Annotated in this window: 16 protein-coding genes; 7 read left to right on the forward strand and 9 right to left on the reverse strand. The window is 42.1% G+C overall.

The features are described 5' to 3' along the window. Window positions 1-8 precede the first annotated feature (8 nt). The 4 genes from AK823_RS14335 (at window position 9) to AK823_RS01635 (ending at window position 2,633) form a co-directional block, all read left to right on the forward strand. Window positions 9-599 carry a prepilin-type N-terminal cleavage/methylation domain-containing protein gene (locus AK823_RS14335; protein WP_068325693.1) on the forward strand — a complete coding sequence of 197 codons (591 nt, stop codon included), beginning with the start codon at window positions 9-11 and terminating at the stop codon, window positions 597-599. Continuing rightward, the gene (locus AK823_RS01625; protein WP_068034151.1) at window positions 599-1,015 is read left to right on the forward strand and encodes a type IV pilin protein; all 417 of its coding nucleotides are present in this window, start codon (window positions 599-601) and stop codon (window positions 1,013-1,015) included. Before AK823_RS14335 ends, AK823_RS01625 begins: the two co-directional genes overlap by 1 nt. 501 nt (window positions 1,016-1,516) lie before the next feature. Beyond that, complete coding sequence (locus tag AK823_RS01630) at window positions 1,517-2,032, forward strand: pilin (protein WP_068325695.1); 516 nt, start codon at window positions 1,517-1,519, stop codon at window positions 2,030-2,032. Between the two features lie 151 nt (window positions 2,033-2,183). Next, window positions 2,184-2,633, forward strand: a complete 450-nt coding sequence (locus tag AK823_RS01635; protein ID WP_068325697.1) for a pilin — start codon at window positions 2,184-2,186, stop codon at window positions 2,631-2,633. Between the two features lie 81 nt (window positions 2,634-2,714). On the opposite strand, the gene fdxA (AK823_RS01640) is transcribed toward AK823_RS01635, so the two are convergent. The 3 genes from fdxA (AK823_RS01640) to mutS form a co-directional block, all read right to left on the reverse strand. After that, window positions 2,715-3,038, reverse strand: a complete 324-nt coding sequence (gene fdxA / locus AK823_RS01640; protein WP_068325699.1) for a ferredoxin FdxA — start codon at window positions 3,036-3,038, stop codon at window positions 2,715-2,717. A gap of 146 nt (window positions 3,039-3,184) precedes the next feature. Next, complete coding sequence (fdxA, locus tag AK823_RS01645; RefSeq protein ID WP_068034163.1) at window positions 3,185-3,508, reverse strand: ferredoxin FdxA; 324 nt, start codon at window positions 3,506-3,508, stop codon at window positions 3,185-3,187. Window positions 3,509-3,766: 258 nt separating this feature from the next. Next, window positions 3,767-6,991, reverse strand: coding sequence for a DNA mismatch repair protein MutS (gene mutS / locus AK823_RS01650; protein WP_068325701.1), 3,225 nt, complete (start codon window positions 6,989-6,991; stop codon window positions 3,767-3,769). Window positions 6,992-7,571: 580 nt separating this feature from the next. On the opposite strand from mutS, the gene secA reads away from it, so the two are divergent. Both secA and AK823_RS01660 read left to right on the forward strand, forming a co-directional pair. After that, window positions 7,572-10,409: a preprotein translocase subunit SecA gene (gene secA, locus AK823_RS01655; RefSeq protein WP_068325702.1), complete on the forward strand. Its 2,838-nt coding sequence runs from the start codon at window positions 7,572-7,574 to the stop codon at window positions 10,407-10,409. Window positions 10,410-10,599: 190 nt separating this feature from the next. Further along, window positions 10,600-11,133 carry a hypothetical protein gene (locus tag AK823_RS01660; protein ID WP_068325704.1) on the forward strand — a complete coding sequence of 178 codons (534 nt, stop codon included), beginning with the start codon at window positions 10,600-10,602 and terminating at the stop codon, window positions 11,131-11,133. A 104-nt stretch (window positions 11,134-11,237) separates the two neighbouring features. On the opposite strand, the gene AK823_RS01665 is transcribed toward AK823_RS01660, so the two are convergent. The 5 genes from AK823_RS01665 to AK823_RS01685 all read right to left on the reverse strand — a co-directional run bounded on the left by AK823_RS01665 (window position 11,238) and on the right by AK823_RS01685 (window position 17,429). Then, window positions 11,238-11,987: a YsnF/AvaK domain-containing protein gene (locus AK823_RS01665; RefSeq protein ID WP_228138896.1), complete on the reverse strand. Its 750-nt coding sequence runs from the start codon at window positions 11,985-11,987 to the stop codon at window positions 11,238-11,240. Between the two features lie 336 nt (window positions 11,988-12,323). Continuing rightward, window positions 12,324-13,172 (reverse strand): PRC and DUF2382 domain-containing protein, encoded by an 849-nt coding sequence (locus AK823_RS01670; protein ID WP_068325706.1) that lies wholly within the window; start codon window positions 13,170-13,172, stop codon window positions 12,324-12,326. Window positions 13,173-13,707: 535 nt separating this feature from the next. Next, window positions 13,708-14,889, reverse strand: a complete 1,182-nt coding sequence (locus AK823_RS01675) for a thiolase family protein (protein WP_068034174.1) — start codon at window positions 14,887-14,889, stop codon at window positions 13,708-13,710. Window positions 14,890-15,044: 155 nt separating this feature from the next. Further along, window positions 15,045-16,385: a homoserine dehydrogenase gene (locus tag AK823_RS01680; protein WP_068325708.1), complete on the reverse strand. Its 1,341-nt coding sequence runs from the start codon at window positions 16,383-16,385 to the stop codon at window positions 15,045-15,047. A gap of 171 nt (window positions 16,386-16,556) precedes the next feature. Beyond that, the gene (locus AK823_RS01685) at window positions 16,557-17,429 is read right to left on the reverse strand and encodes a DsbC family protein (protein WP_068325710.1); all 873 of its coding nucleotides are present in this window, start codon (window positions 17,427-17,429) and stop codon (window positions 16,557-16,559) included. 484 nt (window positions 17,430-17,913) lie between these two features. Between AK823_RS01685 and AK823_RS01690 the strand changes: the two genes are divergently transcribed. Continuing rightward, the gene (locus tag AK823_RS01690) at window positions 17,914-18,837 is read left to right on the forward strand and encodes a DUF808 domain-containing protein (RefSeq protein WP_068034182.1); all 924 of its coding nucleotides are present in this window, start codon (window positions 17,914-17,916) and stop codon (window positions 18,835-18,837) included. Between the two features lie 215 nt (window positions 18,838-19,052). On the opposite strand, the gene AK823_RS01695 is transcribed toward AK823_RS01690, so the two are convergent. Then, window positions 19,053-23,327, reverse strand: a complete 4,275-nt coding sequence (locus AK823_RS01695; protein WP_068325712.1) for an Rne/Rng family ribonuclease — start codon at window positions 23,325-23,327, stop codon at window positions 19,053-19,055. Window positions 23,328-23,793: the final 466 nt, after the last annotated feature.

The raw sequence follows: 23,793 nt of genomic DNA on the forward strand, positions 1-23,793 counted from the left end.
AAACGATTATGAACAATAAGTATATCCTATCTGCTGATAGTCGCACTCGCAGCTCTCATAATCAAGGCTTTACGCTGATTGAGTTGATGATAGTAGTGATGATTATTGCTATATTAGCAGCGATTGCCATGCCCTCTTATCGTCAATATGTCATACGCAATGCAGAGCTAGAAGCGCAGTCTCAAATGAAGCGGCTAGAGATAGAGCTTAGCCGCTGGCGAGCCTCCGCTCTAACCTACAAAGGCTTTGTACCCAAAAAAAGCGTAAATAAGGATGGAGATATGACATATGGGTTTGATGAAACTGACAACACAACTATTTATCTACCAAAGAACAGTAATGCCAGCAACTATCGTTACAAGATTAGTCTAGTTGATGGAACAGATACCACCAAAAGTCTAGTGAATGCCGATACTGGTGGTACTGTGAGTAATGTCGTTGGTCGATCCTGGAAAATGATGGCAGTGCCTAGTAGTAACTACGCTACCGCCAGCAAAATATTATTAAGTAGCAGTGGCTTGCAATGTAAAACCAAGAATAGCGATACTAGCGTGAAGTTAGCATCTAGCAGTTGTGGCTCCTATTCGGAGAGCTGGTAATGCAAAGTAAAATGAAACGCGATAAAGGCTTTACCCTTATGGAGCTGATGGTCGTCGTCGCTATCATCGGTATATTGGCTGCTATTGCTTATCCTAGCTATCAGCAATATGTAATAAAGACCAAGCGTGTGGATATGATGACTGAAATGCAAAATATTGCTTCACAGATTGAAAGTCGTAAGCTGGCACAAGGCAAGTATAGTAATACCTTGACAGCAGGTTTAGGCGGTAGTTATCCTATCCAGGGTGCTCTGTATACAGTTACTTTTACACCTAATCCGCTCACTGAAAAATGGACTATTACAGCAACGCCGATGGCAGGTCAACAAATGGTAAGCGATGGCGTACTTACTCTCAATCATCAAGGGGTCAAATGTCGAGCAACAACATGTGGCATTGGCAAAGAATGGAACTAGAGCTTAATTGCATTGTCTAAGCCATTCTCGCAACACCCCTTCAAACAATGCTGACGAAAAATGTCAGCCTTCAAAATCAGCAATTTCTACGCTTTATTTAGAGTGACAATTTTCAGTAATAATGTAGCAACAATAGCGTTATGACGAAAATTGTTATCGTTAGTTAATTGCTATAAATCAACCATTCATACTTCACATCGGCATACCATTTATTTTTTTAAAATTACTTCTTGTTTATATTTCATCCAATTTAGAAATAAAATGAATGGTTTATACCGTTTATCTGTTAAATATAACCGTTCGTTACGTATGTGGATATGACAAATCTAAGACACTCAACTTAATAATCTATTCCTTTAAAAAGTTGGCACAGTACCTGCAACAATCTTATCAAGACGATAAGCGCTATATCCTAGCGTTCATTTTGTATCATTGACGACAGGTATATATGCCTAACTAAGAATTGGCTACGCTGTCATTATATTATTTAAAGGAGTTCTTATGAACGCTACTACACAGAAAGGTTTTACCCTAATCGAGCTAATGATCGTTGTTGCGATCATCGGTATTCTAGCTGCGATTGCTATCCCACAGTATCAGAACTATGTAGGCCGTGCTAATATTGCTGCAGCAGTATCTACTATAACTGCGAATAAGACTGGTTTGGAAGAGTATGTGATGGAATATGGTGAATTCCCTGATGGTACAACTGAACCTAAAGCAGCAGTTCCTGAAACATCGGATGGAGCAGGTGATGCTAAAGCTGCCATACGTGGAGAAAGACCAGAAGACTTAGGTATCGTTAGCCCATCATTCGGTACTGTTAAAATCGCAGATAGAAAAAAAGGTTCAGGTGCTATCCAAGTTACTTTTGATAGTGGTAACCCAGGTATCAATGGCAAACAAGTACAGCTTGTTCGTACTGAAGATGGAACTTGGAAATGCATCAGTAACGTAGAAGAGAAATTCGAAAATAAATCTTGTGCCATTGATAGTTCATTGACTGTAATTAGCTAAGAAATTATAAGATTTAATATAATTTATAATACGAAAAATATAAATATTACTCAAAAAGCCAAACATTATGTTTGGCTTTTTTATACCCAAAAATTTTGATGAGTGATGTACGTGCCAATGAATTATTCTATAGTATAGTAAGGTATCTACCATGATTCTATCAAAATTCAGTCAACGAATTACCGTTCAGTCAGGCTTTACTTTGATAGAGATGATGATAGTTATCGCTGTTATTGGTATTTTGGCAGCTATAGCTACTACTGGCTATCAAATAAGAGTTAAACAGGCACAACTAACTTCTATTTATCAAGAGCTGAGTCATTTTAAGCTACCATACCAGATATTAATGAACGAGGGTGCAGGAGTAACGGGCTTTTCTCCAGACGGTCTTAATATGCCAGAGACAACGAATTATTGTCAGTTTGGCGTGACAGCCCCAAAAATAAATGCAATCACGCCTGACGCAGTCGTTTGCCATATTCAAAATCTAAACTATTTAGCCAATCAGAGCCTTAGCCTTGATCGTAGCGCTGATGGTTCTTGGCAATGTACGCCATCAGCAGGGATACCTAAAGCGTATTTACCACAGGCGTGCCAGTAAATTTAGACAATAAAAAACCACCTAATAGCATATTGCCGTTAGGTGGTTTTTCTTTGGATAATACAAAGTCTGTTTAGACAGCTACTTCTCTAAATACTGAATCTTACCTTCTACACCATCCCACTTTTCAGCGTATGGTAACGGGCCTTTCATCTCAGTGATATTCGGCCATTTTTGCGCCAGCTCTTCATTGAGCTGAGTGAAAATCTCTTGTCCTTTCGGTACTTCATCTTCAGAGAAGATTGCATTGGCAGGGCATTCAGGCTCGCATAGCGCGCAGTCGATGCACTCATCGGGATCGATAACGAGGAAGTTCGGCCCTTCGTAGAAGCAGTCCACAGGGCAGACCTCCACACAGTCGGTGTATTTGCAAAGAATGCAATTATCTGTAACGACAAAGGTCATATTGAGATCTACCTATAATTAGAAGGCTGATAAATGGTGCGCGGGGCGCACTCTATAACGGCAAAAATTGAAACAATAAAAAACCATCTAACCGTATGATACCGTTAAATGGTTTTGAATATCTAATAAAAAGCTTGTTTGAAAAGCTACTTCTCTAAATACTGAATCTTACCTTCTACACCATCCCACTTTTCAGCGTCTGGCAGACTGTCTTTCATCTCAGTAATGTTTGGCCATTTTTGTGCCAGCTCTTCATTCAGCTGCGTGAAAATCTCTTGCCCTTTCGGTACTTCATCTTCAGAGAAGATTGCATTGGCAGGACATTCAGGCTCACATAGCGCGCAGTCAATGCACTCATCGGGATCAATGACGAGGAAGTTTGGCCCTTCGTAAAAGCAGTCCACAGGGCAGACTTCCACACAGTCGGTGTGTTTGCAAAGGATGCAGTTATCTGTAACGACAAAGGTCATAGTGCTGTCTACCTGTTTATGGCTAGGGCATGTCATCATTTAGATCGTGAGGCTTAAAATGAGAAAAATTGCCGCTAAACAAGGAAGAAATTGCCGTAAATATGAACATATTGACAAGACTTCTGACGATGTTTAGCAAAATTTAGCCATTTTAAGACCACTAAATGTATCAATGTGCTAATTGATGATATACCCTAAATAGAATAAGTGAAAAATAAGGCGTATTTTAACGCTTTTAGGCTTATTTAACAATTCCCTTTAACAACTAATGAGTTGTTTAAGATTATAGAGCAAATCATGTGCTTGCTTGGGTGTTAGGCTGTCAGGATCAGTATTCATAAGTTTATCATGTAAGCTAAGCAATTGTTTTTGTTGTTTATTATCGGCTGAATAGCTTGCTTGAGCATTGGATTTTACATTCGTCTCAGTTATATGACTGTTATCGAGCTGCTGGCCTTTATCGTTTGCCGACTTAGCTAATTCATTTTTGTCATCAATACTTTTTGCCTGCTCAGCGGTTAAATTGTTAATAAGATAGCGTTTGGCATCGTTGAGCACTTGGGTTGGAATGCCTGCCATTTTGGCAACGTGCAGTCCAAAGCTGGAGCTGGCTGCACCTTCGCGTATTTGATGTAGCAATAGCAGTTGCCCATCGACATCGCTTGCCGCGACATGGACGTTACGAATACCATTCTGTTTATTTTGGCGTTTTCTATCATAGTTGTCCGCTAACTGGTTATTTGCTAGCTGAGTCAGCTCAAAATAGTGAGTGGCAAATAAGGTCAGACAGCCAATCTCTAGCAGCCGATTGACACAAGCATGAGCAATAGCCAGTCCATCAGTGGTAGCCGTACCGCGTCCAACTTCATCCATGAGCACTAAGGATTTATTAGTAGCCAAGTTCAGAATATTGGCGGTCTCAATCATCTCCACCATAAAGGTCGATTTGCCACCGGCCAGATCATCGGCTGAGCCAATACGGGTAAAAATACGGTCGATATCACCAATATATGCGTGCTCGGCTGGTACAAAGCTACCGCAATGAGCAAGTAGGACAATCAGCGCAGTCTGGCGCATAAAGGTCGATTTGCCACCCATATTAGGGCCAGTAATGATTAATAATCGTTCAGGATACTCAGAGCTGCCAAGCACGCAGTCATTGGCAACGAAGTGGCTAGGATGTTCAGTATTAGCGTTTCTATTATTAATATGACTGTTACTATTTCTGTTATTAGCATTGACCGGATTCAAAGCCGCCTCAACAACGACATGACGACCTTTTTTGATATCAATACTGGTTTGATTTTCCGTTTGATTTGCTAATTGGCTTTGAACAGGGCTTAAAAAGCTAAGTTGATTTTGCTGAGTGTTATTATTTTTCTTCGTGTCTGTATTATTTATCTCGTTATTTGACGAGCCACTATGCATGACTGGACGTTGCCAATGATGCGTAATGGCTAACTGTGCCCAATTGCTAAGCACATCTATTTGGGCGATAGCCGCGCTCAACTGTTGCAGCTCAGTCAAGTGAGTTCCGAGAATGGTGAGTAATTGCTGATAAAGCTGCTTTTCTCGTGCCAGTGCTAACGTTTGCGCGCTAAGATATTCGGTTTCGACTTCTTTTAATTCATCAGTGATAAAGCGCTCAGCATTTTTGAGCGTTTGGCGACGGATAAAGTGACTGGGCGCATTTTTAGCCTGCATCTTAGGTAGCTCAAAATAGAAACCACTGACTTTATTAAAGCCGACTTTTAAACTTGGTAGCTGACACTCTTCTCGCGTGCGTTCCGCCATCTCATCAAGGGTCGCTTGAATATTATCATGTAGATGGGTTAAGCGATCGAGGTCTTCATCATAACCAGCGGCGAGCATACCACCGTCACGGATATGGGCAGGAGGCTCTAAGATAATGGCGCGCTCAATAAGGTCGGCGACCGCTTGTACCGCCGGTAACTGGGCAGGCAATTGCTGCATAAGCATCGGTAGTAAACCAGTATGTTCAGAATTGATACCAGATTCAGTTAATAGGGTAGTCAACTGATTGCTACTAGCAATACCGTCAGCAAGCTTGCGCAAGTCACGAGGCTTGGCGCTCATCAGACCGATACGACTACTAATACGCTCAATATCACCAATGGCGTTTAGAGTGTCACGTAAATGGGTGATGAAGGTAGAATTTATATCAGTAGAATTGTTTTGTTCCTTACTTACCGCTAGCAGACTAGCTATCGCATCCAAACGCTGATTGATACGCGCATGCTGGCGTAGTGGACGCTTCATTTGCTGTACTAATAAGCGTCGACCCATTGGGGTTTTGCAGTGATTAAGTACCGATATTAGTGACGTTCCATTAGCACTAACCGGGGTAAATAGCTCAAGATTCTGCTGGCTATTGGCATCTATAATCAGATAGTCGTCACTATATTCAACGATAAGTTGGTTAACTTGTGGCACATGACGTTGCTGCGTCTGCCTTGCGTAATGAATCAGCGCCGCACAGCTAGACTGACTCAGTGGCGCATCGCTGATACCTAAACCGTCAAGGCGCTGTACTTCAAACTGCTGGCAAAGGGTTGCAGCTGCATGCTCACGGTGAAAGTCATTGGCCGCTACTTCTATAATAGGGCAGTCAAGATGGCGACGTAACCATAGCAACCAGTCCTCACTGATAGCTTCACTGACGATACATTCACTAGGTGCAAAGCGTGCCAAAACGGTCAGCATTTGCGCTTGCAAGTTTTCTACATCGCTATTTGTACTCTCAGAGCTTTTATTTTCAGAGCTTATACTGCTATCTACGTTTAGCGTTTGCGTGGTAAGTGTACCTGCCGCCAAGTCTAATTGACTAACTGCCGCTTGTAATGGCTGATTGCTGTTGTTTTTTGCTCTTAATGTAGGAATGGCGATGTCGATAGCGACAACAGTAGGCGTATGATTAGGCGCTATTAATGCATCATCGGTAATCGTCCCAGCGGTCAGCGTTTTGACTACTTCACGGCGCATGATAGTGGGCGGCTTAGCTTTAGTGCCTGTTTTATTATTGGTTTTATTAATGCCTTTAGCGCTACCTTGCAGCGAGTTGTCTTTTTTACTTCTTTCGCCAATGCTTGGATAATTATTACTATCGGCTGATTCATCAATTTGTTCACAAACCACTACCGTTTGCCCAGCCGAAATTAGCCGTGCCATATAGCTATCAGCGGCATGAAACGGTACGCCTGCCATGGCGATAGTATTGCCTGCTTTATCGTTACCACGGCGGGTAAGGGTAATATCTAGAATCTGCGCTGCACGCTTGGCATCATCAAAAAACAGCTCATAAAAGTCGCCCATCCGATATAGCAATAATGCGTTTGGATAGCGTGCCTTCATGGTCAGGTATTGCACCATCATCGGCGTATGATGGGCCAAATCGTAGACAGCGTCGCCTATGGTCAAAATTTCAGTAGAAGCGTGGTTTACATCAGACGGTTTAACAGTCATGCATGATCTCTTATATGGTTTGGCTTAAATATTGCTGATAAAACTAACAGGTTTGTTTTCATAGCATTTGGGTAAAGAACGCTAGACTCTATTTTTACAACTTTTCAAATCTAGTCTTTCATGTTTATACAACATTGAGAATAGTAATTCACTATATATAGCTTTGAGTTCATCATAAGTGTAGTAGATTCAACTTAAAAAAAGCGCAGTGCTACTGGAATGCTTGCTTTCAAAATATAGGTTACGAAGCCTATGTCTGGCAAAGCGCACAGCAAGCGAGGAAAATTTATACCAGCAGTATAGATACCTCTTTTATTTTGCACTGACTATAGTGTCGAAATAGCGAGAGGTGATGAAAAATAAACCCTATTTTAACATGACCTGTCGCGTTTCGGCGCAGGCAAATATCTGCCTATTGCCCTTGTATCCATCAGCGTCATAACCATATATAATGACGACACACTTTATTGGGTGATACTTAGTTAGGGAGTGATGTCAGGTGATGATAGGGCTCAGGCTGGGCTTTAACTCTCCGTACTATCCGTGCTAATTATCGAATATTTCCATAGGTTAAAAAATTATGTTATCAAAGATTGTAGGCAGTGTAGTTGGCACCAAAAACGACCGTGAACTTAAGCGTATGCGCAAAGTGGTCACCAAGATTAATGCCCAAGAGGCTGGCGTGCAAGCCCTGTCTGATGAACAACTACAACAAAAAACAGAAGAGTTCAAAGCGCGCTTTCAAAAAGGCGAAAGCTTAGAGGCGCTATTGCCAGAAGCGTTTGCCGTCTGCCGCGAAGCCTCCTTACGTATCACAGGCATGCGTCACTATGATGTGCAGCTAATCGGTGGTATCACCTTGCACGAAGGCAAAATCGCTGAGATGAAGACCGGCGAGGGTAAAACCTTGATGGCGACCTTGGCTATTTATCTGAATGCGGTTAGCAGTAAAGGCGTCCACGTGGTCACGGTCAACGATTATTTGGCCGCTCGTGATGCGGACTTAAACCGTCCACTATTTAACTTTTTGGGATTGACGGTTGGGGTGATTTACTCGCAGCAGCCAGCACAAGAAAAAGTTGATGCTTATCAAGCGGATATTACCTACGGTACCAACAACGAATACGGCTTTGATTATCTACGCGATAACATGGTCTTTAGCCTAGCTGAAAAAAAGCAGCGTCCGCTAAACTTCTGTATTATTGATGAAATTGACTCTATTTTAATCGATGAGGCACGTACGCCATTGATCATTTCGGGTCAAGCCGAAGATTCATCGCGGATGTATGCACTGATTAATACCATTATTCCAGTGCTAATACGCTCAAAAGATGAAGAAGCCAATAAGAATAACGAAGAAGAAGATTTTTGGATTGATGAGAAAAACCGTCAAATCGAAATCAGTGAAAAAGGCTACGAGAAAATCGAAAGCTTCTTAATTGAAGTAGGCGAGCTTGGTGAAAATGAAAGTCTATATAGCCCAAGTCGTTTGCCATTATTAGCTCACGTACAAGCGGCTATTCGTGCCCACCATATTTTTGTCAAAAACGTCCATTATATCGTCGATGAAGGCGAAGTGGTCATCGTTGATGAAAACACGGGTCGTACGATGCCAGGTCGTCGTTGGTCAGAAGGCCTGCATCAAGCGGTAGAAGCCAAAGAAAACGTTGAGATTCAAGCAGAAAACCAAACGCTTGCGACTACTACTTTCCAGAACTTCTTCCGTCTGTACGATAAGCTGTCAGGTATGACTGGTACTGCTGATACTGAAGCGGCAGAGTTTAAGTCGACTTACGATTTAGATGTGATTGTGATTCCAACCCATAAGCCCATTGCACGGGTTGATATGGATGATCAGATTTTCTTAACCAAATTAGGCAAATATAAAGGCATTATTCGCGAGATTAAAGAGATTCAAGAAAAAGGCGCTCCAGTTCTAGTGGGTACCGCGACGATTGAAGCCAGTGAAGAATTGTCTTATTTGCTGGATCAAGAAGGTGTTAAGCATAATGTCCTAAACGCTAAGCAGCATGAGCGTGAGGCTGAAATCATTGCACAGGCGGGTAGTCCAAAAGCAGTTACCATTGCGACGAACATGGCAGGCCGTGGTACCGATATTATCTTGGGCGGTAACTGGCAGTCATTTATTGAAGATATCGACTCAGTCAGTCCAGAAGAAATGCAGCGACTAAAAGCGCAATGGCAAGTCAAGCACGATCAAGTGGTCGCGGCTGGTGGTTTGCATATTGTCGGCTCTGAGCGCCATGAATCCCGCCGTATTGATAACCAGCTCCGTGGTCGTGCGGGTCGTCAAGGTGACCCTGGGATGTCGCGCTTTTTCTTATCGCTCGAAGATGACTTAATGCGTATTTTCGCAGGTGACCGCGTGGTTAATATGATGCGCGCCATGGGTCTTAAAGAAGACGAAGCCATTGAGCATAAAATGGTATCGAAATCGATTGAAAACGCGCAAGGTAAAGTTGAGAGCCGTGATTTTGATGCTCGTAAAAACTTGCTGAAATATGATGACGTGGCCAATGAGCAGCGTAAAGTTATCTATGGTCAGCGTGATGACTTACTTGCTGATATGGACTTGTTAGAGGCCATCGAAGTGATGCATCATGAAGTCTATAATGCCATGATTAGTCAGTTTATCCCGCCAGGTTCTGTTGATGATCAATGGAATATTGATGGGTTAGAAGATGAGCTTGAAGAAGAGTTCAAGCTCTATATGCCACTCAATGATTGGCTCGATGAAGACCGTCGTCTTGATGAAGAAGGCTTACGTGCAAAAATTATTGAGACTGCGCTTGCGCATTATCATGGTCGCCGTGAGCAGATGGGCGAGCAAAGCGCCGCGCAGCTTGAACGTCATTTTATGCTCCAAAGTCTCGATAAGCATTGGAAAGAGCATTTAACACAGATGGATCAGCTACGTAAAGGTATTCATTTGCGCGGCTATGCACAGAAGAACCCTGAGCAAGAATATAAGCGTGAGTCGTTTGAGTTATTCCAAATGATGCTGGGTGCTATTAAGTCAGAGACAGTACAAGATTTATCGCGCGTGCATATCCCGACCAAAGAAGAGTTAGAGGCCCTAGAAGCACAGCAACGTGCAGATGCTGAACGTATGCAAATGCAGTTCGAGCATAGTGATGTCGATAACTTGTCAGGTGAGCCACAACCAGCACCGCGTCCTCAAAATCAAAGCGAACGCAGCAGTAATAACCAGAGTCAGATGCGTGTGAATCTTGGTAGTGGCGTAGCGGCAGCAGGCGCTAATGTGAGTGTTAATGGCGATGATAATACTGCTATTGATGCTGAGCCGAACCCTTATGCAGGTATGAATATCAGTCGTAATGCGCCTTGTCCTTGTGGTTCTAGTTTAAAATACAAACAATGTCACGGTAAAATCTAACACTTATATTTTTTAGGTGAATGATTACCTCAAATACCTATAGCTGTTAGCAGCTATAGGTATTTTTACGAATATTGATTGGCTACATAGCTAAAACTTTAGTATTTTGCCGTTATTGTTTACAAATTCAGCATAGGCGCGCATATACGGACACGGTATAGTATTTAACATATAAATCTGGGAGATAATAATGAATCTAGGACAATTAAAACAATTGCGTACTACTGCATTTATGACTGGTTTACTTGCCAGTGCCATTACTATCAGTGCTTGCCAGCAGCAGCAAGAGCCAGAGCCGAGCCTAGAGGACAGTATCAATGCTGAAGAGTCAGTGCCGATGTCAGCTGATCCAGCTGATCCTAGTGATACCGTGGTAGAAACTGATGATGCATCGCTCAATGAAGTAGAGGATGACACGGTTGCCAATGTTAATACTGGTTTGACGCAGATGACTTACTTATGCTCACCTGAGCTAAAAGTCGAAGCGACTTATAAAGACGAGACTAACCAAGTAGTCATTGGTACAGATAAGGGCACAGTCACATTGGCGCAAACCAATGAAGGCAGCAACCCTGAAGTATTCGAAGTCGCCTCAGCTATGGATGGTGGTGAAGGCTTTACCCAGTGGCGCGTCGCTCATGAAGAGCGTGAAACAGGTGTAATGCGTACAGCAGGCGCGGACGAATCTAATGTAAATACTTACGAGTGTAAGACGAATAAATAAATGAGATTAAGTAGGTTAAGATTGATACCGAGTCATTTCTTCAACCACAAAAAAAGCAACGTTCGCGTTGCTTTTTTTGTGGCTATCTTTTGCTAAAAATGAGCTTATTTCTTATGAACACGTGATGCCTCATGCTCCAAAAACCCTTCTTCTATTACGTCTAGCTCTTCATGTTTTAACTCAACCTGAATGCTATCTGTATGTGTATGCGTGGTCTTATTGACTTCAATCTCTTGAATAGCATAAGTATCTTTAGTAATAGTTGCGACTTGGCGTGACAAAACGATTTCAACAGGCTCATCGCCCACTTCTATTTGCTTACCATTAATAGTGACTACTGCTTTACTGTCTAATGATGGCTCAACATGACGTAAGATGTCTTTCTCATCGTAACTACCTGAGAGCAGATCTTGGCTTTCTGCGTCATTATATTCGGTACGAATAGTGACATACTCTTCTACTAGCTCAATTGGTACTTCAATCGTCTTCGTACGAGTATGCTTAGTCACTGTTACTTTACCAACATCCAAGCGTTCCTTATTAACGACAGGACGCTCTTCTAGCAGCTCTAGATGATGATTAACAGCATTTTGATTGTTAATATCTGAGTTATTAGCATTTAAGGTATCAGTATCTAGGTGATTAATATCTAAGTTATTAATAGAATTATCTGAAGTAGCATTTAGCATAGTAGCGCTATCTACTGAGTCATGAGGTGCTGGTAATTTATTTTCAGCAGTATGGTCTTCTATTTTTGCTGTAGTTGCTGATGGCGATGCTGTATCTAGATTTTGATTGGCATTCTCATTCATACTATCTATATTGTAGCCCGCTTTATTGTAGTCAGCATTCATAGTCATCTCCCTTATTATTTAAAATCGTCTTGTTGAGTAGAATGAAGCTATTGATAATTAATGTACAACTGATAATTAATGTACAACTTGTATTTAATGTAGGACAGAATATCTGTCTTACATTATCTTTATCATAGCCTTTTCAATAACTAAATCTATAGATTTATCTTAAATAGGATTTATATCAAGATAATCTTTTGACGTAAAAAGCAAAAAAGGCCAGAGACAAACTCTGACCTTAATCTGCTAAGTTTTTACGCTTAGCTATGCTATATATTCACGCTACTTTATCGTAGCTATCCTATATCATATTAAGATAAACGATAGATCAGAATATTACATACCACGTGCGCTACGTACGTCTTCAGCAGTAATACCATCACGGTCAACAATATTGCCTTCACGGTCAACCACGTTGCCATCGTTATCAATATCTAGCTCTTCACGTTGGATAGTCTCAACGATAGTTTCAGTACGATGTTCAGTCGTTTTACCCACGTTTACTTCTTCTGTAACGTAAGTTTCTTTACTGACGCGAGCACGTTCAGCTTCTAGCTCAACTTCGATAGTTTCATTACCGTTGACATCACCGATACGGCGTTCTGTTGGACGATCCACGTTGGTACGTTGGATATTGGCATGTTCTTCTTCAAGATCTACTTCAACGTTACGCTCTTCAGTCACAACATGCTTACCGACTCTTACTAGACCTGCAACGATACGGTCTTTATTTACCGATAGACGCTCTTCTAGTAGCTCTAAAGTATTCGGTGCGTTGTAAGCGTGATCGGCAACTTCCATACGCTCTTCAGCAGGAATGGAGTCAGCGACAAATGCTTGACGATCTCTTTCATACTGCTCTTTATAGCTATACTGATAGTCATGGTCATACTCTTCCATGGCATCAACCTGCGATTTAGTTAGACTATCAAAGAAAACGTCATCACCAACGATACGCGCTAAACCTGCTGGTACTAAAACTTCTTTTGAGCTAAACCAGCCGCCTGCATCGACTATTAGATAACGGATACGACCAGTAGTATCTTCTACTAACGCACCGTCAATTTTACCGATTTTTTCTTCGTTAACGCCATAGGCAGTTTTGCCTGTTGGGTCATAATAGTCATCACCAATAAGGTCACGGTGAGTAGCTTGGATGTCTTGTAAGCGAATTAGTTGGCTCATTATTGTCTTCCTTTTTTATGAGTAAATAGTTATTTGTAATTAGAATAAAATATAAAACAATGGCGTTAACAAATAACGCCGATTATAAATCTGTCATTGAAGTATTAATAATGAACTGGCTTTTACCTTGTCTCATTATTTGCAGCAAATTACTGTAAGGAGGCAATGATTTTCTATTGCGCAGTTGCTCAATCAACTTGTAATTATCGTAACACCGTGATTTTCTTTGAGATATATGAACAAGGTAGCAAAGTGTTCGACTGACGTAATTGCGTGTAATAGGCTGTAAGTGCCATAACATCGATTGGGTATAAGTTAACGCGTTTTTACACTGATAAGTATTTGCTACACGTTTGCTAGTTTTTAGGCACAAAAAAACCGCACTATGCGCTGACAATGCGGTGATTTGGACGTTAAAGCTAAAATATATAACTTATATAAGTTGTTAAAGTTATTTATTAAAATTATCTGACATTTCTAATTTAAACTCTCTAACAATCTTATGAGTTGAGCGACTAACGATTTAAGCTAATGACTAAGCCAATTCGATAGCTACAGCTACTGCTTCACCGCCACCGATACATAAGGTTGCAATGCCTTTTTTCCCACCGGTACGCTGTAACGAGTTGATAAGCGTTACTAAAATACGCGCACCTGAACAACCTACAGGGTGACCTAGTGCACAAGCACCACCTTCGATATTGACTTTAGCATGATCGATATTTAACGCATCCATAGTCGCCATCGTGACCATAGCAAAAGCTTCGTTGATTTCCCAAAGATCGACATCTTCAACTGTCCAATCTGCATTAGCCAATACTTTTTCGATAGCACCAATCGGGGCAATCGTAAACTCACTTGGATGACGTGAGTTAGAAGCAGTAGCAATGATACGAGCTTGGTAATCTAAACCTTCAGACTTCGCTTGTGACTCTTTCATCATAACGACTGCAGCTGCACCGTCTGAGATTGAGCTGGCATTAGCGGCAGTGATAGTACCTTCTTTAGCAAAGGCAGGGCGTAACGTAGGAATACGCTCAGCGTTTGCAAGACCTGGTTCTTCGTCATTCTCAACCGTCTGTTCGCCTTTACGAGTCTCAAAAGTAACCGGCTCAATCTCGTTTTTAAAGTGACCGTCTTTGATAGCAGTCAATGCACGGTTTAGCGATTCGATAGCAAACTCGTCCATTTGCTCACGCGTATAGCCTTTTTCGTCAGCCATTTCTTGTGCAAACTGACCCATTAGGCGACCAGTTTCTGCATCTTCTAAGCCGTCTAAAAACATATGGTCTTTAACTTCTTTGTGACCCATACGGTATCCGCCACGTGATCCTGGCATGATATAAGGTGCATTGGTCATCGACTCCATACCACCAGCGACAGCGACATTGAAGCTGCCAGCTTTAATACCATCATGCGCTTGCATAACGGCTTTTAGACCTGAACCACAAAGCTTATTAATTGTGACTGCACCAGTCGCATCAGGCAAGCCTGCTTTACGCATCGCTTGACGAGCAGGGCCTTGACCTAAACCAGCGGTCAAGATACAACCCATAATGACTTCGTCAACACTATCAGTGCTCACGCCTGAACGCTCAACAGCCGCTTTGATTGCAGCAGCGCCTAAATCTGTAGCACTAACGTCTTTTAGAGCGCCTTGAAAGCTACCCATTGGCGTACGAGCACCGTTGATAATTACAATTGCATCGTTAGACATCGTTATTCTACCTTGTTTGCTTATTTTGAATTAAAACTCAGCGTTTTAGATTAACACTGTGCCTCACTAATTGTTAATGAAGAATCATTGTTATAATGCGTACTAATAAATCAAAATTCAAGTGGTGGCTTTAATTAACAATCAACTATACAGGTTTATTGTGCCAGTTCATCTAAACGAATACGCACAACCTTGTCAGTGACCGCAGCAAGCTTTTCAATCTTGGCAATGGCTAGATTCATTTGGCTTTCAACTACTGGTAGCGTCAAGATAATGACAGGTACTTGGCCGAGTTTGTGCGCAGGCTTTTGTAAAATAGCATCAATGTTGATACCAGCATCACTCAAGATACGTGTGATATCTGCTAACACGCCTGGATTATCATAAGCATGCACACGCAAATAGTAGCCAGTCGTCATCTGTTCTGCACGTAATATTGGCGTGTCAGAGAGTTGCTCAGGCATAAAGGCTAAGTGTGGTACATGATGACTACGTTGGCTATGATCGTTTGTACCCAACACGCGTACAAGATCCATAACATCTGCCATCACTGCTGAGGCAGTTGCGCCTGCACCTGCGCCATCACCGCAATAAAGCGTTTGCCCAAGTGGATGCGAATTAACCAGTACAGCGTTCTTTACGCCATTGACATTGGCAAGTAAAGCGTCTTGCGGGATAAGCGTCGGATGTACACGCAGCTCAATACCAGCACTGCCTTGTTGCCCATCTTCACTATTTCTACGAACGGCAAAGCCTAAATGCTTGATACGATAACCTAGCTCTTCAGCATAGTTTACGTCTTGTAAGGTGATACCAGTAATACCTTCACAATATACCTTGTCAAACTGTAGCGGAATACCAAAAGCGATAGAGGCGAGTAGTGCAAGCTTGTGCGCAGCATCAATACCTTCGACATCAAATGTCGGGTCAGCTTCTGCATAACCAAGCTCTTGTGCTTCTACTAAGACGTCTTCAAATGGACGGCCTTTATCACGCATTTCAGTCATGATAAAGTTGCCCGTACCATTAATAATGCCAGCCAGCCAATCGATTTTATTGGCTGCAAGCGCTTCACGCATGACTTTAATAATAGGAATACCACCTGCCACTGCTGCTTCATAAGCCACATGCACATCATGTGCTTCGGCTAAAGCGAATATCTCATTACCATGTTCAGCAAGTAAGGCTTTATTGGCGGTCACCACATGCTTACCATTTTTGATAGCATGCATAATAATGTCTTTGGCCAAAGTTGTGCCACCAATCACTTCGATGACAATATCAACGTTATCACTAGCAGCTATCGCCATTAAGTCGTCATTTTGGATAATGCTAGGATCAATATCATCACGCTGACGTCGCGTACCGACTTCAGTAATAATAATTTCGCGTCCGCTGCGACGCTTAAGCTCGGCTAAATTGTCATTAATTAGATTGACCACGCCAGTACCGACGGTACCTAGGCCAAGTATCGCTAGTTTGATGGATTTACTCACAGTATCCTCAGAAAATTAGATGATTGAATAGAAAATAGATGTCGTTTCGCTGGTGTTAGCTTTAGTGATATCGCCATATGTATGTGGCGCTTCACCGTATCATACCGACAAGCAGTTGCTGCGTCTACCCAAACTGACTGCCACCAAAGTCAACAATATCAGGGCAAACGACTAGCTTGCATCAATCGCTGTTTGTGCCAATTGCGCGGCTGGTAAATAACCACCGATTTGTTGTCCAGACTCGGTAAAGATGGCAGGCGTACCGCGTACGCCAAGACGTGCCCCAAGTGCTATTTGCTCTTGTACTGGACTGTCACAGCTAGGGCCTGATAAATTGGCGCCTGACTTAGCCTGATTCATCGCGGCAACACGATCTTCGCTACACCAGATTGCTTCCATTTTTGGAATACTTCCTTCACTACGAGGCCATGCTAAATAGCGTACTTCAATCCCTAAGGCATTAATCTCGTCCATTTCTGAATGTAGCTTAGTGCAATAAGGGCAGTCAGCATCGGTAAAGGAGTAGACAATTGATTTAGTTTCGCCTTTCGCAGGATAAATAATCATGTCTTTTTTATCGACAGCTTTAAGAGCATCTTGCGCTGTGCGAGCAACTAATGTGCCACTAATATCAACAGGCTCTCCTTGACCAACAGAGATGATTTGCCCTTGGATAATGTGCTTGCCTGATTTATCAGTAAAAAATGCTGGCAATCCTTCAGCGGTCACCCAGTAAATACCCTCCATATCTGTCGCTACTGCTGAGATAATTTTTTCTTCAATACCAGACGCTTTTAGGTTTGCCTGTAATGATTTGACGACCGACTGGTCACTATTGGCATCAGCAGCAGGTTTAGAAGAGCTGGTATCACTACTTGCTTTGGTACTACTTACCGCAGTAGTTTTGCTAGTTGCATCAGCAGTATTGTTTGAGCAACCTGTCGCGACAACCACCAATAGTGCGCTTATTATGGCATGTGACAGCTTGTGACGAGCAAGAGTGTTCGCAGGTTTTGCGATGGTAGATATAAAGGGTAAGGACATACGGCATTTCCTATAGGCAGGCGCGCTTAATCACGATTTGAGCATTAAAGTTTATATTAAAAAGGGCGTTATGAGATGTTTAATACACGAGAAATTAAGTATATAACCTCTAAGATATAACACGCTAATCATTACAATGGATTATTATCATTTTGATTATAGAGTAAAAATAAGTCATAACATAAATAGTAATAAAGTGCCATATACTAACATATTTTTATAAATGACAGCCAAAACCAAAATTTAGCTAACTAATAATTTGGTTAGAGATAAACAAAAAAGTAATATAAGCTACATTCCTACTATTTCATATATCGTAGTAGATAAGTAGGCTACAGTAAATATTATTAACTAACATTAGCAATTACCTTAGTTGCTACTTATCATTGTTATTTATCACTTATTTATTAGTGTGGATGACTATTATAAGAAGCAACTTTCATACCCATTCAATATTTAAGCGATTTTACGCTAAGGAGAGAGCATGGCAGGTGCCAGTTTATTAACCCTACTCGATGATATCAGTGTGATATTAGATGATGTTTCAGTTATGACCAAGGTGGCAGCCAAAAAGACTGCTGGCGTGTTGGGTGATGACCTCGCGCTTAACGCTGAACAAGTCACAGGTGTCAAAGCAAATCGAGAACTACCAGTCGTTTGGGCAGTAGCGAAAGGTTCATTTGTTAATAAACTTATTTTAGTACCAGCTGCGCTACTTATTAGTGCTGTCTATCCGCCGTTAATCACATTTCTATTGATGTGTGGCGGGTTATTTTTGGTTTATGAAGGTGCTGAAAAAGTTATACATCGGTTTTGGCCGCATGCCTTGCCGCATGATGAGGAACAGAATGCGCGCCGGCAGGCCAATGCTGATGAAACAGTGGATTTGGTAGCGTTTGAAAAAGAAAAAATCAAAGGCGCTATACGTACTGATTTTATTTTGTCAGCAGAGATTATTGTGATTGCACTAGGCTCGACTGCGAGCGCCACACTATTAGAACGTAGTCTTGTGCTTTCTATTCTGGCGATTGGTATTACCGTCGGTATTTACGGCTTAGTTGCTGGTATTGTCAAAATAGATGATGCAGGTTTACATTTAATGGAGCAAGAAAGTAGTTTTAAACAAAAACTAGGTAAAGTGATGTTTGCTGCTGCGCCTAAACTGATGAAATTCCTATCTATCGCTGGCACGTTAGCGATGTTCTTAGTCGGTGGTGGCATCTTAGTTCATGGCATTAGCTTTTTGCAACATGGAGTAGAGGACTTAGCAGATTTAACAGGTATCTTTGAAAGTGTGACTACTACGCTATTAAATGGTTTGATTGGCTTCATCATTGGTGCTGTCGTTGTTGGTATTTTTACTATTGTTGGTAAATTACGCGGTAACAACGGAGCTTCGGCCCATTAATAATATTTATCTACTACAGTGCCAGAATTTATCATGTTGTAGGGTTCATAATCTTTTGACTTATTCCTTAATACTTCATTAAATGAGTCGGAAAAGCGTTAGATATAGGTTATAAAAATCTAAAAAAAAGCCCCAAAGTTATGAGTAACTTTGGGGCTTTTTCTATGGTTAAGTATAAGATGGCTATGAAAGTCATCTTATATTAATGCTAATAATTAACTTTCGCTATCTGAATTATCATTTTCTGATTTCTCAGCTTGTGTTGGCTTCACGTGGTCAGTCTTTGGTTTACGACTGCGTGCTTTTGGAACCTTTGGCGTGGTCAAATTAAACATGCCAGTTTGTGGCAGCAGCTGCTCAGCGACACTTTCAATCATATTTTTATAACTGGCAATAGTCGTCTTAGATTTACCGGCTTGACTGTCCTCTTTGATAGAGTCAGTAAGCTCAACAGCCTTGTTTTCTTCTAGCATTTGATCAGCTTTTAGTAATTGCTCACTTTCAGTACTGATATCGTCTGCTTGTACCTCACTGGTCAATGCTGCTGCTTCAGTTTCATGAGCATCAATTTGACCATTGTCAGCTTGAATAGCCTCATTCTCAGTTTCAGCAGTTTCAGCAGTTTCAGATGGAGCATCGTTGACAGTCTCAGCCATTTCAGACGTCTCAGCAGCATTAATCTCTACTATCTCTTGAGATTGAGTATCTGATTTTGGCTCCGCAAGCGACTCATCAGGAACGTTCAATGTCGCCTGCTTTGGTTCGTCAGCATGATAATCAGGATGCTGTCCACGTGGGTCATTGCTAGCACGCTTGCCAATAGCACGTGGTGCAACCTCTGTTTTACCTTGCGCTGCTGCAAACTGACTGACTGCTTGGGTCATCGCATCAAAGCGAGTCAAGTAATCAGCATCTAGAGGCTGATAACCATAGTTGCTAAAGTCAAAAGTTTTATCATTAACACTATCAACGTCACCAACTTCAACAGCAGCAGGTTTGGCTTGCTGAGTATGCGCCTCAATAGCATCAATGAAGCAACTAATCACCCCATTATCCGCTAAGCGGCTTTGTGCATCTGCTAACGTCGCATGAATGAACTCACCAACAGTACCGCGAATAGTAGTCGGTACGGTGCTTGCTACAGTGCTTGCTTTAGCATCTGACTCAGCTACTGGTGCTGACTGCTGACGACGTACTACACGAGGATCATTGCTTGCTTGCCCGAATTTCTGAGCGGCCACATAACGTGTAGCAAATAATGCATCATGAGTAAGCGTGAGTACAGCGCCATTCTTTGTCTTGCTGTTGTCTACCTCACTATTACTGTTTACATCACTATTAGTGTCTGCATTGCTATTATTTGCAGTGCTACTTTTAGTGCTGCTAGTTGCTTCAACTTCACTATTATCGTCAGATTGCTGAGCATCGACTAACGCTTGTGTCGTATCTGCTTTAGCCGTCTCTGACGCTTGTGCTGACTCTTTTACCGATTCTGTAGTGATTGTTTTAGCATCAGAGACTTTTTCACTCTGCTCAACCGATGATTTATTGTCCTCAGTTGGCTTTGCTTTGTGCTCATTACTCTGTGGTTTTTCCTCAGCTAAGCGTTCAGTCGATTCGGTTTTAACCGTGTCGGCATCTGTGCTCTCAATCCTTTTAGTTACTGTCTCTTTCGACTTATCGGCATCACGTGGTGTAGCCGTTAGGTCTTTATCATCGACAGCTACATTAGGCTCAGCTTCTTGCATATCCGTAGGTTTATGCGCCGTTTGTCCAGACTTGCTATCATCTAAAGACAGATGTACCACTTCTGATGCTTTAAGCTTAGTCGGCGCTTCGTTGACCTGTAATATGACTTCGTTAGGATCTTGGTTGCGTCGAGCACTTGCCTGCGACTTACCGTTCGTAGCTGATTGTTGATTGCTTTGCTTCGCATTATTGTCAGCTGTTAAGGTCTCGCCACGTTCAAGCTTACCACGTGAGTTACGCTGACTATGTGGTTTGCGCTTCGTACGAGATTGCTCTTCAGTGGCAGTATCGTCCTGACTTTCGCTATCATTCCGATTATGCTGGCGATTGTCCTGACGGCTATCTTGACGGTTGTCTTGGCGATTACGATTACGATCGTTACCGCGTTTATTGTCGTGCTCACGCTTATTTTGTGTATCAGACTGAGTGCTGTCATTTGTACTGTCTGTGCTGTTATCTACACTATCATTGTCATCGCGTTGTTCTTTTCTTTGACGCGGTTTAGATGATCTTGATTTGCGTGCCTTACGCTTTCTTCTGTCGTCGCCATTGCTGTCTTTATTATCGTCGCCATTATCACTGTCATTGTCAGCACTGCCTCTTGACTGCTGAGTTACAGCTTGAGCATGGTTGTCGTCTTGTGGACGTACGTTTTGCTGATGACTATCCTGCGTTGATGATGAACGTTGGTTATTATCCAATGCCGTATTATCAACTTGACCGAACGAACCTAAGCTCTGGGCACCAGTATTAACTAACGCTTCAATAGCTTCCGCTGCATCACGACTACTAATACTATTTGCAGTTTGTGCTTGTGGCGCTTGGGCAAACAGATTAGATAACCAAGCGACAGCTTTTGGCTGCGCAGCAGGTACAGACTGAGTGGCTACAGGAGTAGGGGTCGTTTGGTTTTTTAGCGGAACGTTATTTGTAGCAGCACGCGTTGAAGAGACTTGGGTGCTTTCATTGTTGCTTTGGCTATTATTGTTATTTTGATTACGATTATTACTATGGCTAGCTGCGCTCTTTGTTTCAGTGCTTGAGCTAGAGTTTTGGTTGTTACTCTGGCCACTAGCTGCTGGCTGTGAGCGGCCGCTATTTTGATTGTTTGAGCGATCGTCTGTTTGACTGCCTTGATTGTCAGCTGTCTTACGTGGCTGACGAGTAGGTTGCTGCTCAGGACGTTCTTTTTCCGCAGTCTGCCAATCGACATCGTAACCAAGGTCGCTATGCTCTTGTTGCTGAGTATCTGTAATACGTTCATAGCTTGTCGGTGCAAAACCATCACGGTTGAAGTGTAGTTTAAAGTTAGGCGATTCTAGATGAGCATGCGGCAGGATAGTAATACGTGTGCCGCTGTCTTGTTCGAGATAAACCAAGCTGTCGCGTTTTTCATTCAATAAGAACGCAGCGATATCAGTAGGTACTTCCGCTTGCACTTCGCCTTGACGCTCTTTAAGAGCGATTTGCTCAATTTGACGCATGATAGATAGCGATAGTGAGCGCAGATCACGAATCATACCATTGCCGTGGCAACGTGGGCAGATGTAACCGGTAGACTCTTCTAATGATGGGCGCAGACGTTGACGACTCATCTCCATCAAACCAAATTTGGATATTTCACCAAACTGGACACGGGCACGGTCATATTTGGTCGCATCAACTAGACGCTTTTCGACTTCTTTTTGATGCTTATTGTCATTCATGTCAATAAAATCAATGACAATCAAGCCACCCATATCACGTAGGCGTAACTGACGCGCAATCTCATCAGCTGCTTCTAAATTGGTATGATACGCGGTTTCAGCGACGTCTGAGCCTTTAGTAGACTTAGCGGAGTTAATATCGATTGAAACCAAGGCTTCAGTTTGGTCGATGACAATAGAGCCGCCAGATGGCAAACGTACTTCACGCTGATAGGCTGTCTCAATCTGCTTTTCAATATTAAAACGCGCAAACATAGGCTCGTAGTCCGTATATTTACGGAGCTTATCTGCTTGTGTTGGCATGACCGCATCAATAAATCCTGCCGCTTCAATGTAAGCGTTTTCGTTATCGATCCAAATCTCAGCGATATCATCACGTAGATAATCACGTACTGCACGTGTGACAACGCCTGCTTCTTGATGAACTAAGCGCGGTGAAGGGTACTTTTGGTTTTGTTCTTGGATAGCTTGCCAGATGTTAAGCAAATGGTTGAGATCGTGTTGCAAATCTTCCTGGGTCTTACCAATACCTGCAGTACGAATGATAACACTCATGCCTTTAGGTAAATCAAGATTGCTCAGCATACGCTTCATATCTTCGCGTAGTTTGCCAGAGATTTGACGTGAGATACCGCCACCACGAGGGTTATTTGGCATCAATACAAGATAGCGACCAGCCAATGATACATAAGTCGATAGGGCAGCGCCTTTATTGCCGCGCTCTTCTTTTTCGACTTGGACGATTAGCTCATCGCCTTCTTTGATAAGTTTTTTGATATTTTCATCACGCGGATTGCCGCTAAGGTATTCGGCAGAAATCTCACGAATAGGTAAAAATCCTTGACGCTGTGAACCGTATTCAACGAATACTGCTTCAAGCGACGGCTCGACACGGGTCACATGACCTTTATAAATGTTGGATTTTTTTTGCTCGCGAGTACGGTTTTCTAAATCGAAATCGTAGAGATGGTTGCCTTTACATAAGGCGACACGAATTTCTTCGTTTTGAGTGGCGTTAATCAGAATGCGTTTCATACTATTATCCTATGAGTACACAGGACAACGACAAGAAAGACGTTATATTGAATGATTCTGAACTGAAAACTCTGATGTTAAGCGGCTTTTATGATGAAAAGCATTAACGATTTATCCAGACTGTCAATTGGACAGCAATCAATATAAAAATAATCAAAGTAGAGTAGCAGTGGCAAGTGACGCTAATATTGAGATTAGCTGAAAATACAAGATATCAGTTGAGCACAAAGCTCGGATAATATTGAATAAATAAAAGGATTGAATTAAGTGGCGGTCAAATGACAGACTATCTATCAATTGCTTGCGACTGACTCAAAACTTACTAACTGTGTTTAAGCATACTAAAATGATTGTTCTAAATAATCTGGATACAGAGTGTAAGGCTGTAACGTTATCTACTGTAATACTTTAACTGCTATCAATGATTGCGCCTAAAGTATTAACCCCTAATGCTAATTGTTTTGTA

The organism is Psychrobacter sp. P2G3 (genome assembly GCF_001593285.1).
In the GTDB taxonomy this organism is placed as follows: Bacteria; Pseudomonadota; Gammaproteobacteria; order Pseudomonadales; family Moraxellaceae; genus Psychrobacter.

Excerpts from the sequence above, each read along its gene's own strand:
- AK823_RS14335 (WP_068325693.1), top strand. The coding sequence starts at position 9 with ATGAACAATAAGTATATCCTATCTGCTGATAGTCGCACTCGCAGCTCT.
- AK823_RS01625 (WP_068034151.1), top strand. The coding sequence starts at position 599 with ATGCAAAGTAAAATGAAACGCGATAAAGGCTTTACCCTTATGGAGCTG.
- AK823_RS01630 (WP_068325695.1), top strand. The coding sequence starts at position 1,517 with ATGAACGCTACTACACAGAAAGGTTTTACCCTAATCGAGCTAATGATC.
- AK823_RS01635 (WP_068325697.1), top strand. The coding sequence starts at position 2,184 with ATGATTCTATCAAAATTCAGTCAACGAATTACCGTTCAGTCAGGCTTT.
- fdxA (WP_068325699.1), bottom strand. The coding sequence starts at position 3,038 with ATGACCTTTGTCGTTACAGATAATTGCATTCTTTGCAAATACACCGAC.
- fdxA (WP_068034163.1), bottom strand. The coding sequence starts at position 3,508 with ATGACCTTTGTCGTTACAGATAACTGCATCCTTTGCAAACACACCGAC.
- mutS (WP_068325701.1), bottom strand. The coding sequence starts at position 6,991 with ATGACTGTTAAACCGTCTGATGTAAACCACGCTTCTACTGAAATTTTG.
- secA (WP_068325702.1), top strand. The coding sequence starts at position 7,572 with ATGTTATCAAAGATTGTAGGCAGTGTAGTTGGCACCAAAAACGACCGT.
- AK823_RS01660 (WP_068325704.1), top strand. The coding sequence starts at position 10,600 with ATGAATCTAGGACAATTAAAACAATTGCGTACTACTGCATTTATGACT.
- AK823_RS01665 (WP_228138896.1), bottom strand. The coding sequence starts at position 11,987 with ATGAATGCTGACTACAATAAAGCGGGCTACAATATAGATAGTATGAAT.
- AK823_RS01670 (WP_068325706.1), bottom strand. The coding sequence starts at position 13,172 with ATGAGCCAACTAATTCGCTTACAAGACATCCAAGCTACTCACCGTGAC.
- AK823_RS01675 (WP_068034174.1), bottom strand. The coding sequence starts at position 14,889 with ATGTCTAACGATGCAATTGTAATTATCAACGGTGCTCGTACGCCAATG.
- AK823_RS01685 (WP_068325710.1), bottom strand. The coding sequence starts at position 17,429 with ATGTCCTTACCCTTTATATCTACCATCGCAAAACCTGCGAACACTCTT.
- AK823_RS01690 (WP_068034182.1), top strand. The coding sequence starts at position 17,914 with ATGGCAGGTGCCAGTTTATTAACCCTACTCGATGATATCAGTGTGATA.
- AK823_RS01695 (WP_068325712.1), bottom strand. The coding sequence starts at position 23,327 with ATGAAACGCATTCTGATTAACGCCACTCAAAACGAAGAAATTCGTGTC.